This window comes from Streptomyces sp. NPDC007907, from assembly GCF_042959365.1.
Lineage (GTDB): Bacteria > Actinomycetota > Actinomycetes > Streptomycetales > Streptomycetaceae > Streptomyces > Streptomyces indiaensis.
Map to the genome: position 1 here is coordinate 462981 of NZ_JBIBKR010000009.1, position 10272 is coordinate 473252.

The following is a 10272-nucleotide window of genomic DNA, read 5'->3' on the forward strand; positions in this document are numbered from 1 at the left end:
TCGCCCCCTTGGGGGCGCGGGGAACTGCGCGACGATCCACAGCAGACCCGCACCCGCCGAACGGCGAACACCACACTAGTGAGGAGCCCCCCGCCACCCGGAAACGGGCAGCGCGAACTTCGCCACCAAACGGTCCGTGAAGGACGCGTGGTGCAACCGGGCCAGCCGCACCGGCACCGCTCCCCGCCGCACCTCCACCCGAGCCCCGGCCGGCAACTCCACCGTCCGCCGCCCGTCACACCACAGCACCCCGGGCGGAATGTGCGGCAGAACCTCCACGGCCAACACGGAATCCGGCGAGGTCACGAGCGGCTTGGCGAACAGCGCGTGCGCGGAGATCGGCACCATCAGCAGCGCCTCGACCTCCGGCCACACCACCGGCCCGCCCGCCGAGAAGGCGTACGCCGTCGACCCCGTGGGCGTGGCGCACACGATCCCGTCGCAGCCGAAGCCCGTGACCGGCCGGCCGTCGATCTCCAGGACGATCTCCAGCATCCGCTCGGCGGACACCTTCTGCACGGCCGCCTCGTTCAGCGCCCAGTCCGTGTGCACGATGTCGCCGTTCTGGTGCACGACGACGTCGACGGTCATCCGTTCCTCGACCTCGTACGCCTTGGTCACCACCCGGTCGACGACCTTGTCGAGGTCGTCCCGCTCGGCCTCCGCGAGGAACCCGACACGCCCGAGGTTGACGCCGAGCATCGGCACGCCCGAGGCCCGGGCGAACTCGGCGCCGCGCAGCAGCGTGCCGTCGCCGCCCAGCACGATCAGCAGCTCACATCCGTCGAGGCACTGCGGGGTGGCCTCCTTGACCAGCTCCACCTCCGACGGCAACGGCAGGTCGCGCGCCTCGGCCTCCAGGACGCGCACGCCCAGCCCGGAGCGCAACAGCCCCTTCACCACCAGCTCGGCACTGCGCACGGCGGCGGGCCGCCCCGTGTGGGCGAGCAGGAAAACAGTACGAGCTCGGTTCTCGGTCAACGCGGCCCCTCCGCCACTGCACGGTCTGCCTCGGCCGGGTCCAGTTCCGGAGCCCCGGACCGCAGCCACAAGAAGTATTCGACATTCCCCGACGGCCCGGGCAGCGGACTGGCCGTCACGCCCCGCACCCCGAGCCCCAGCCCCCAGGCCTTCTCGGCCACCCCGCGGACCGCTTCGGCCCGCAGCCGGGTGCTGCGTACCACTCCCCCGCTGCCGAGGCGCTCCTTGCCCACCTCGAACTGTGGCTTGACCATCATCACCAGATCGGCGTCCGGCTTCACGCACCGCACCAGGGCGGGCAGGACCAGCCCGAGCGGGATGAAGGACAGATCCCCCACGACAAGATCCACTGGCTCCCCATCGATCGCTTCAAGCGTCAACTCGCGTACGTTCGTACGGTCCTTGACGGTGACGCGTTCATCCTTCTGCAGGGACCACGCGAGTTGTCCGTATCCGACGTCCACGGCGACGACGTGGGCCGCGCCCGCGCGCAGCAGCACGTCGGTGAAACCGCCGGTGGAGGCGCCCGCGTCGAGCGCCCTGCGCCCTTCGACGGCCAGCCCCTGCGGCCCGAAGACGGCGAGCGCGCCGGCCAGCTTGTGGCCGCCGCGCGAGACGTAGTCGGGGTCGTCGTCGTCCTGGGCGACCACGATCGCGGCCGCGGTCTCCACCTGCGTGGCGGGTTTGGTCGCGACGGTCCTGCCGACGGAGACCCGACCGGCGGCGATCAGCTGCGCGGCGTGCTCACGCGAGCGCGCGAGCTTGCGGCGGACCAGCTCCGCGTCCAGACGGCGACGTGCGACTCCTGCCACGTTCGGTTCAGCTCCTAGGTGCGTGCGGCATCGGGGGCACCGGAGGTCCCGGGCGTACGTCGAGCGCGGTGAGCGCGTCACGCAGCCCCCGGTGTACATCCTCGTACACCTCGACATGCCCGTCCGTGGCGAGGTGGTCGGCGTCGCCGAGCCGGTCCAGGGCGGCGTCCACACCGGCGTCGCCGGTGGGTGTGCGGGGCACGTTCAGGGGCGCGGGGGCGGCGGGGTCGTACGCTGGCTCCTCCTCCGCCGCCGGAGGGGCCTCGGGAACTGCGTCGTCCATGCCCCGACGCTACCGCGAACCGCTGCGGTACCGTCGACCGCGATGGCCACGATCGAGGAGTGCCGCAGCGCACTCGACAAGCTCTCGGACAACATGCAGCGCGCCGAAGGGGACGTCCGCGACGCCGCGGCTCTGGACCGCTCGGTGAGCTGCCACATCACGGACCTCGACGTCACCTTCGTCGGCCGCATGCGGGGCGGGCGGATCGAGGTGCACGACACCGTGCAGGGACCGCCGCCCGGAAGGGCCGAGATCAGACTCGCCATGACCGGCGACGACCTGGTCGCCCTGGTGGGCGGCGAGCTGAACTTCGCCAAGGCCTGGGGCTCGGGCCGGGTCAAGCTGCACGCCGGTGTGCGGGACCTGTTCCAGCTCAGGAAGCTCCTGTAGCCGCGGCCTTCCCGGCCGTGCCCTGCCCTGCCGTGCCCTGCCCTGCCGTGCTGGGGACGCGGGTCTTGCGGGCCGCCGGCACGACCAGCGGTGTGCCCGTCTCCGGGTCGTCGATGACCTGACAGCGCAGCCCGAAGACCTCCTCGACCAGCTCCGCCGTGACGACGTCCTTCGGAGCGCCCTCGGCGACGACCCGGCCCTCGCGCAGCGCGATGAGGTGGGTGGCGTAGCGGGCGGCGTGGTTCAGGTCGTGCAGCACGGCGACGAGCGTGCGGCCCTGCTCCTCGTGCAGCTCCGCGCACAGGTCCAGCACGTCGATCTGGTGCTGGATGTCCAGGTACGTCGTCGGCTCGTCGAGCAGCAGCAGCGGCGTCTGCTGGGCGAGGGCCATGGCGATCCACACGCGCTGGCGCTGGCCGCCGGAGAGCTCGTCCACGTAGCGGTCGCCGAGCTCGGCGACGCCGGTCTGCCGCATGGACTCCTGGACGACCCGCTCGTCGTAGGCCGACCACTGGCGCAGGAGGCCCTGGTGCGGGTAGCGGCCGCGGCCGACCAGGTCGGCGACGGTGATGCCGTCGGGCGCGATGGATGACTGGGGCAGCAGCCCGAGGGTCCTCGCGACCTTCTTCGCGGGCATCGACTGGATGACGTTCCCGTCGAGCAGGACCCGGCCCTCGCTCGGCTTGAGCATCCGCGACAGCGCCCGCAGCAGCGTCGACTTGCCACAGGCGTTGGGACCGACGATCACCGTGAACGACCGGTCGGGAATCTCCACCGACAGCTGCTCGGCGATGACCCGCTGGTCGTAGGCGAGGGTGACGTTCTCGGCGGACAGGCGGTTCACGGTGCTCCCTTGGTTGTTCAGTCCGCTGCTGGTGCTGTTCTCGGGGTTCCGGGCCGCCCTCATATCCGGCCCGCCCTGCGCTCGCTGACCAGCAGCCACAGCAGGTAGACCCCGCCGAGCACACCGGTCACCACGCCCACGGGCAACTGTTCGGCACCGAACGCCCGCTGCGAGACCCAGTCGGCGACGACCAGCAGGGCGGCGCCCATGCACAGCGAGGCCAGCAGGTTCGGCCCGGGCGAGCGGGTCAGACGCCGGGCCAACTGCGGCGCGGTGAGCGCCACGAAGCTCACCGGCCCGGCCGCGGCGGTGGCCGATGCGGTGAGCAGCACGGCCGCGACCATGAGCAGCAGACGTACCCGCTCCACCCGCACCCCGAGGGCGTACGACACGTCGTCGCCCATCTCCATCATCCGCAGCCCGCGTGCGTTGGCCAGGACGAGCGGCACCAGCACGGCGGTCAGTGCGAGCAGCGGCCACACCTGGGCCCAGTCGCGGCCGTCGAGGGACCCGGTCATCCACACCACCGCGCGGGCCGCATCCACGATGTCGGACTTGGTCAGCAGAAAGCCGTTGACCGCCGTGACGATCGCGGAGACACCGATGCCGACCAGGACCAGCCGGTAGCCGTGCACGCCGCGCTTCCAGGCCAGCACGTAGATGGCGAGCCCGGTCACCAGGCCGCCCACCAGCGCCCCGGCGGCGACCTGGTTCGCACTGCCGGAGGTCAGCACGATCACCGCGAGCGCGCCGGCCGTCGCCCCCTGCCCGAGGCCGAGCACGTCCGGACTGCCCAGCGGATTACGGGAGATGGCCTGGAACAGCGCGCCGCCGAGTCCGAGCGAGGCGCCGACCAGCAGCCCGACCAGGACCCGCGGCAGCCGCAGCTCGTTGACGATGAACTCCTGGCCCGGATTGCCCTCGCCGGCCAGCGTCCGCAGCACGTCGGCGGCCGGGATCGGGAAGTCGCCGGTGCCGATGAGCACGACACTCGCCACGAGCGCCGCGACGAGCAGCAGAAGCACGACGGTGACGGCCCGCACGTCCAGGCGTATCGAGAACCCGCCGGTCCGCACGGCACGGTTGGTGGTCCTCACAGCTGTGCCGTCCTCCGCCGTCGTACGAGAAAGATGAACACCGGTCCGCCGAGGATCGCGGTGACGATGCCCACCTGAAGCTCCGAGGGCCGGGCCACGATCCGGCCGAGGACGTCGGCGCCGAGCAGCAGCACGGGCGACAGGATCGCCGCGTACGGCAGGATCCAGCGCAGGTCGGGCCCGGTGAACGAACGCACCACGTGCGGCACCATCAGCCCCACGAACACGATCGGCCCGCAGGCGGCGGTCGCGGCCCCGCACAGCACGGTCGCGGCCAGCATGGACAGCGCCCGCGTGCGGTTGAGGTCGGCGCCAAGGGCCTTGGCGGTGTCGTCGCCCATGGCCATGGCGTTGAGCGGCCGCGCCAGGGCGAGGGCCAGAAGCGTGCCGGCCAGCAGGAAAGGCAAGACCTGCGTGATGGTCGAGTTCGTGGCCGAGGACAGCGAACCGACCGTCCAGAAGCGCATCTTGCCGAGCGCCGCCTCGTCCATGATCATCACGGCCTGGAGGTAGCCGTACAGCGCGGCGCTGATGGCCGTGCCGGCGAGCGCGAGCCGCACCGGCGTGGCGCCCCTGCTGCCGCCGAGGAACCAGACCAGCGCCCCGACCGCGGCCGCGCCGAAGAACGCGAACCAGACGTAGCCGCTGAGCGAGGTGACCCCGAAGTACGTGATGGCCGTGACGACCGCGGCGGACGCTCCCGCGTTGATGCCGAGCAGTCCGGGGTCGGCCAGCGGGTTGCGGGTGAGGGCCTGCAGCACCGCCCCGGCCAGACCGAGAGCGGCGCCGGCGAGCAGCCCGAGCAGCGTCCGCGACACCCGCTCCGCCACGACGACGTCGCCGTAGGTCCCCGAGTCCTCGAACAGGCCGTGCCAGACCTGCCCGAAGGTCAGCTCTTTCGCCCCGATCGCGATACTCGCCAGCGCGACGAGCACCAGGATCGCCACGGACAGGAGCAGCCCGAAGGCGCGCACCGCCCGTCGGCTGGGGGGCGCGGGGGCGGTCTCCGCGCTCGGTTCGGGGGGACTCTCGACCAACACGCAGTTAGGTTAGCCTACCCTCGCATTCGAGCACGATGCGGATGCCCGCCCCGGCCCGGCCCCGCCCGGGCACTGACGGGGGCTCAGATGCCCAGCCGCGCCAGTGCCTTCTCCCCGTCCAGCTCGCACACACCCTCACCGGCCGCCGTCCACGCCACGGCACACAGCGCGCGCAGCCCGTCCAGGGCCTCACCCTCCCCGTCGAGCTCCAGCCGGTCCGCACCGGCCGTCGCCGTCCAGCCACCGCACCGGAACGCGCCCTCGCCCGCGTCGGCGACCTCCGGCTGGCTCCCGAGCATCCCGCGCAGATCGGCGTCCACATACGTCGGCCGGTGCTGCGGCGGCGCGGCCAGCAGCTGCGGACCGTCGGTCACGCCGGTCAGGACGAGCAGCGAGTCGACCTCGCCGTTGAACGCGCCCTCGATGTCCGTGTCCAGCCGGTCCCCGACCACCAGCGGCCGCCGCGCCCCGGTCCGCAGGATGGTCTCGCGGTGCATCGGCGGCAGCGGCTTGCCCGCGACCTGCGGCTCGGCACCCGTGGCGATCCGGACGACCTCCACCGCGGCCCCGTTGCCCGGCGCGATCCCCCGCCCGCTCGGAATCGTCAGGTCGGTGTTGGACGCGAACCACGGCACGCCCCGCGCCACCGCGTAGGACGCCTCGGCGAACCGGCCCCACGGCAGATCGGGCCCGCCGAATCCCTGCACCACCGCCGCCGGATCGTCGTCCGCCGACTCCACGGGCACCAGCCCGCGCTCGCGCAGCGCGACCCGCAGCCCCTCACCGCCGATCACCAGCACCCGGGCGCCCTGTGGCACCTGCTCGCTGATCAGCCGCGCGACGGCCTGCGCCGAGGTGATCACGTCCTCCGCGCCCGTCGGTATCCCCAGCTCGGTCAGATGCGCCGCCACGGTGTCCGGGGTCCGCAGCGCGTTGTTCGTCACGTACGCCAGGTGCATCCCGCCCTCCCGGGCCGTGGCCAGCGACTCGACCGCGTGCGCGATCGCGCTCCCGCCCGCGTACACGACACCGTCGAGATCGAGCAGCGCCGTGTCGTACGCCTCGCTCAGGGCCTGCCCACTGCCCTCGGGCCTCGTCCTGACGCTTCGGCTCATCGCGCATCGCTCCTCGTTCGACGACTTTCCCCCGATCATCCCCCATGCCACCGACAGCCGTACGATGCCGGGATGAACTCAGCAGGTCACTCGGAGGCAACGACGCACCGAGGCCTGGAACTCACCCCGTTCCGAGGCCTTCGTTACGACCCCGACCGGGTCGGCAGCCTTGCCGCCGTCACATCTCCCCCGTACGACGTCGTGGTGCGCCCCGACGGCCTGCACCACCTCGAATCGGCCGATCCGTACAACATCGTCCGTCTGATCCTCCCCCAGGCCGCCACACCCAGCGCCCGCAACGAGCGGGCCGCCGACACCCTGCGCCGCTGGCTGTCCGAGGGCATCCTGGCCACCGACCCGGAACCGGGCCTCTACGTCTATGAGCAGCAGGACGGCGACGGCATGCTGCAACGGGGCATCATCGGCGCCCTGCGCGTGTCGGATCCGGCCGAGCAACTGGTGCTGCCGCACGAGGACGTCATGCCGCACGTCGTCGCCGACCGCGCGGCCCTCATGCGTGCCACTTCGGCCAATCTCGAACCCCTCCTGCTCACCTACCGCGGCGACGAGGCGACGACCGCCACCGCCGATCTGATCGAGCGCACCGCGACCCTGCCGCCCCTCCTGGCCACCACCACGGAGGACGGTTTCCGCCACCGCCTGTGGTCGGTCACCGCCCCCGAGGACCTGGCGACGATCCAGACGGACCTCGGCCGGCACCAGGCCCTGATCGCGGACGGCCACCACCGCTGGGCGACCTACCGCCGCCTGCGCGCGGAGCACCCCTCCCCCAGCCCGTGGGACCACGGCCTGGTTCTCCTCGTCGACACGGCCCGCTACCCCCTGCGCGTCCGCGCCATCCACCGCCTCCTGCACGGCCTGCCGGTCGCCGACGCCGTGGCCGCCCTGGAGGGCCACTTCCGCGTGCGCCGCCTCGACGTCCCGCTGTCCGAGGCCCTGGAGGCACTGGCCGACGCGGCCTGCGCCGGCAACGCCTTCCTGCTGGCCGGCGACGGCGCGTTCCACCTCGTCGACCACCCGGACCCGGATCTGCTGGCCCGTACGGTGCCCGCCGACCGCCCCACGGTCTGGCGCACCCTCGACGCGACGGTCCTGCACGCCACGCTCCTCGACCACGTCTGGCGCATCCCCGAGGACTCCCCGGCCCACATCGCCTACATCCACGACACGGCAGCGACGGTCGAGAAGGCGGAACGCGACGGCGGAACGGCCGTCCTGATGCACCCGGTCCGCGAGGAGGTCGTGCGCGAGCTGGCCCGCCAGGGCGTGACGATGCCCCGCAAGTCGACGTCGTTCGGTCCGAAACCGGCGACGGGCCTGGTCCTGCGGGCACTGGAGCTCTGACGCGTTCCGGGCCGCCCCGGACATGCAGAAGGGGCGGGACCCCGAGCGCCTCACGGCCGGGATCCCGCCCCTTCGTTCTGTCCTGCTGTCTTCTGTTGCTCAGACGCTCTGTTGCTCTGCTACTCAGATGCCGTGTTGCTCTGTGCGGACGGACGTCAGTCCTGGGGGTTCTCGTCCTCGTCCGCCTTGGGCGCGGCCGGAGCCTCGTCGTTGTCGTCCTCGTCGTTGTCGTCCTCGTCGTCCTCGACCAGGGCGTCCATGAACTCCACACCGTCCAGCTCGGCGAGCCGGTCCGAGGCGTCGGTGCTGCCGTCGCGGTCGGCCTCGACGGCCTTCGCGAACCACTCCCGCGCCTCGCTCTCCCGCCCGGCGGCGAGCAGCGCGTCGGCGTAGGCATACCTGAGGCGCGCCGTCCACGGCTGCACGGAGTTCGCGGCCAGCTCCGGGCTCTGCAGCGTCACGATGGCCGCGTCCAGCTGCCCCATGTCCCGCCGCGCACCGGCTGCGACGAGCCGCATCTCGACCTGACCGGCCTTGTCGAGCTTGTGCACCTCGGGCGCGCCGGCCATGTCCAGCGCCTTCTCCGGCCGGCCGAGGCCACGCTCGCAGTCGGCCATGACGGGCCACAGGTCGATGTTCCCGGTCATCCGCTTGGCGGCCCGGAACTCGGCCAGTGCCTCGCCGTACTTCTGGCTGGCGTAGGCGGCGAACCCGGCGGCTTCCCTTACTGCGGCGACACGCGACGCCAGCCGCAGCGCCACCCTGGAGTAGCCGTACGCGCCCTCGGGGTCCTCGTCGAGGAGCCGCGCCACCATCACCAGGTTCCTGGCGACGTCGTCAGCGAGCGTCTTGGGCAGGCTCTGCAGCTCCTGCCGTACGTCCTTGTCGATCTCGTCGCCCGTGACGTCCTCCGGGATCGGCAGCCGCTTGATCGGCTCCCTGTCACGGTCGCGCTCCTCACGGAACCGGCCGGGGCCGCGCCGGTCGTCCCGGCCGCGGAAATCGCCCCGGTCACCGTCACGACGATCACCGTCACGACGGAAGCCGCGGTCGCCCCGATCGTCACGCCGGGGACCGCGTCCACCACGGTCGTCACGGCCACGGAAGCCACCGCGGTCGCCGCGGTCGCCCCTACTGTCACGGTTGTCGCGGTTGTCGTCCCGACGGAAGTCGCCACGGTCGCTGCGGGGGCCGTCCTCGCGCCGGAAACCGGGACGCCCGCCTCGGCCGCCCTCGTCACGACGGAAGCCGCCGCGCTCACCGCGGTCGTCCCCACGACGCTCGTCGCGCCGGTCGTCACGGCCCCGGAAGCCACCGCGGTCGTCACGGCGGAAGCCGCCGCGCTCGCCGCGGTCGCGGTCATCGCTGCGGAAGCCACGATCGCGGTTGTCGTCGCGCCGGAAACCTCCACGGTCCCGGTCGTCGCGGCGGGGGAAGCCTCCACGCTCGCCCTCGCGCCGCTCGCCACGCCGATCATCGCGTCGGTCGTCCCGCCTGTCGTCACGGCGGTCATCGCGGCGGAAGGAAGGACGGTCTCCACGGTCGTCACGGCGGTCGTCCCGTCGGAAGGCGGGACGGTCACCGCGGTCGTCACGGCGGTCGTCGCGGCGGAATCCGCCCCGGTCACCACGGTCGTCCCTGCGCGGGCCGCGGTCACGGTCGTCACGCCGTCCGTACCCACCGCCACGGCTTTCGTCCCGCCGGTCGTCACGGCGGAAGGCGGGGCGCTCGCCGCGGTCGTCCCGGTCATCGCGGCGGAAGGAAGGACGGTCTCCACGGTCGTCACGGCGGTCGTCGCGGCGGAATCCGCCCCGGTCACCACGGTCGTCCCTGCGGGGACCGCGGTCACGGTCGTCACGCCGTCCGTACCCACCGCGGTCGTTGCCGCCACGGTTGTCGTCGCGCCGGAAACCGCCACGCTCACCGCGGTCGGGACGGTCACCGCGGTCACCCTCACGCCGGCCGTACCCACCGCGGTCGTTGCCGCCACGGTCGTTGCCGCCACGGAAGCCTCCACGGTCTCCGCGGCCCCCGTGCTGACCGCCGCGGTCGTGCCGGTCGCTCCGGTCCCCCTCCCGTCGCCGCTGGTCGCGCTCCGGTCGGTCCTCGGGAGAGTTGGTGGACATGGTGACTCCTGTCTTTGGTACCGCAAGCCATTCTCGCGCAGCCGGAAGCCCGGCGCGCACGCACTGCAAAACAAAAAGGACCCTTGGTCCCAGCTGAACGCTGGGACCAAGGGTCCTTCCAAAGATTGTTCGGCGGCGTCCTACTCTCCCACAGGGTCCCCCCTGCAGTACCATCGGCGCTGTAAGGCTTAGCTTCCGGGTTCGGAATGTAACCGGGCG

General features: G+C 72.4%; 11 protein-coding genes and 1 rRNA gene. 2 read left to right on the forward strand and 10 right to left on the reverse strand.

Going from position 1 to position 10272, the window contains the following annotated elements:
• Positions 1–75: 75 nt before the first annotated feature.
• Genes ACFZDI_RS33820 through ACFZDI_RS33830 form a run of 3 tightly spaced genes read right to left on the reverse strand, consistent with a single transcriptional unit; the run spans position 76 to position 2076 of the window.
• Entirely contained in the window at positions 76–981 is a 906-nt protein-coding gene (locus ACFZDI_RS33820) for an NAD kinase (protein WP_053672290.1), read from the reverse strand.
• Positions 978–1793 (reverse strand): TlyA family RNA methyltransferase, encoded by an 816-nt coding sequence (locus tag ACFZDI_RS33825; protein WP_344369900.1) that lies wholly within the window; start codon positions 1791–1793, stop codon positions 978–980. The genes ACFZDI_RS33820 and ACFZDI_RS33825 overlap by 4 nt, the downstream gene beginning before the upstream one ends.
• A gap of 7 nt (positions 1794–1800) precedes the next feature.
• Entirely contained in the window at positions 1801–2076 is a 276-nt protein-coding gene (locus tag ACFZDI_RS33830) for a hypothetical protein (protein WP_234847127.1), read from the reverse strand.
• A 42-nt stretch (positions 2077–2118) separates the two neighbouring features.
• Here ACFZDI_RS33830 and ACFZDI_RS33835 point away from each other — a divergent pair, with 42 nt between their 5' ends.
• Positions 2119–2466 (forward strand): SCP2 sterol-binding domain-containing protein, encoded by a 348-nt coding sequence (locus ACFZDI_RS33835; RefSeq protein WP_234847128.1) that lies wholly within the window; start codon positions 2119–2121, stop codon positions 2464–2466.
• Here ACFZDI_RS33835 and ACFZDI_RS33840 read toward each other — a convergent pair.
• From ACFZDI_RS33840 to ACFZDI_RS33855, 4 genes are all read right to left on the reverse strand, one after another.
• Positions 2450–3373: an ATP-binding cassette domain-containing protein gene (locus ACFZDI_RS33840; RefSeq protein WP_391255927.1), complete on the reverse strand. Its 924-nt coding sequence runs from the start codon at positions 3371–3373 to the stop codon at positions 2450–2452. The genes ACFZDI_RS33835 and ACFZDI_RS33840 overlap by 17 nt on opposite strands.
• A complete protein-coding gene (locus ACFZDI_RS33845; RefSeq protein WP_234847130.1) occupies positions 3370–4407 on the reverse strand; it encodes an iron chelate uptake ABC transporter family permease subunit in 1038 nt (345 codons plus the stop codon). Before ACFZDI_RS33845 ends, ACFZDI_RS33840 begins: the two co-directional genes overlap by 4 nt.
• A complete protein-coding gene (locus ACFZDI_RS33850) occupies positions 4404–5447 on the reverse strand; it encodes an iron chelate uptake ABC transporter family permease subunit (protein ID WP_361117476.1) in 1044 nt (347 codons plus the stop codon). The genes ACFZDI_RS33845 and ACFZDI_RS33850 overlap by 4 nt, the downstream gene beginning before the upstream one ends.
• An 83-nt stretch (positions 5448–5530) precedes the next feature.
• Positions 5531–6562: an HAD hydrolase-like protein gene (locus ACFZDI_RS33855; RefSeq protein ID WP_234847132.1), complete on the reverse strand. Its 1032-nt coding sequence runs from the start codon at positions 6560–6562 to the stop codon at positions 5531–5533.
• A gap of 72 nt (positions 6563–6634) precedes the next feature.
• On the opposite strand from ACFZDI_RS33855, the gene ACFZDI_RS33860 reads away from it, so the two are divergent.
• Positions 6635–7927 (forward strand): DUF1015 family protein, encoded by a 1293-nt coding sequence (locus tag ACFZDI_RS33860; protein WP_391255932.1) that lies wholly within the window; start codon positions 6635–6637, stop codon positions 7925–7927.
• A 155-nt stretch (positions 7928–8082) separates the two neighbouring features.
• Here the strand turns inward: ACFZDI_RS33860 and ACFZDI_RS33865 are convergent, their stop codons facing one another.
• From ACFZDI_RS33865 to rrf, 3 genes are all read right to left on the reverse strand, one after another.
• A complete protein-coding gene (locus ACFZDI_RS33865; protein ID WP_391255971.1) occupies positions 8083–8850 on the reverse strand; it encodes a tetratricopeptide repeat protein in 768 nt (255 codons plus the stop codon).
• Positions 8742–9932 (reverse strand): hypothetical protein, encoded by a 1191-nt coding sequence (locus ACFZDI_RS33870; protein ID WP_391255974.1) that lies wholly within the window; start codon positions 9930–9932, stop codon positions 8742–8744. Before ACFZDI_RS33870 ends, ACFZDI_RS33865 begins: the two co-directional genes overlap by 109 nt.
• Before the next feature lie 248 nt (positions 9933–10180).
• Positions 10181–10272, reverse strand: a 5S ribosomal RNA gene (gene rrf / locus ACFZDI_RS33875); the annotation flags it as partial.

What these genes read in the sequence shown, in the direction of transcription:
- ACFZDI_RS33830 (WP_234847127.1), bottom strand. Translation starts at nt 2,076, where the DNA reads ATGGACGACGCAGTTCCCGAGGCCCCTCCGGCGGCGGAGGAGGAGCCA.
- ACFZDI_RS33835 (WP_234847128.1), top strand. Translation starts at nt 2,119, where the DNA reads ATGGCCACGATCGAGGAGTGCCGCAGCGCACTCGACAAGCTCTCGGAC.
- ACFZDI_RS33840 (WP_391255927.1), bottom strand. Translation starts at nt 3,373, where the DNA reads ATGAGGGCGGCCCGGAACCCCGAGAACAGCACCAGCAGCGGACTGAAC.
- ACFZDI_RS33855 (WP_234847132.1), bottom strand. Translation starts at nt 6,562, where the DNA reads ATGAGCCGAAGCGTCAGGACGAGGCCCGAGGGCAGTGGGCAGGCCCTG.
- ACFZDI_RS33860 (WP_391255932.1), top strand. Translation starts at nt 6,635, where the DNA reads ATGAACTCAGCAGGTCACTCGGAGGCAACGACGCACCGAGGCCTGGAA.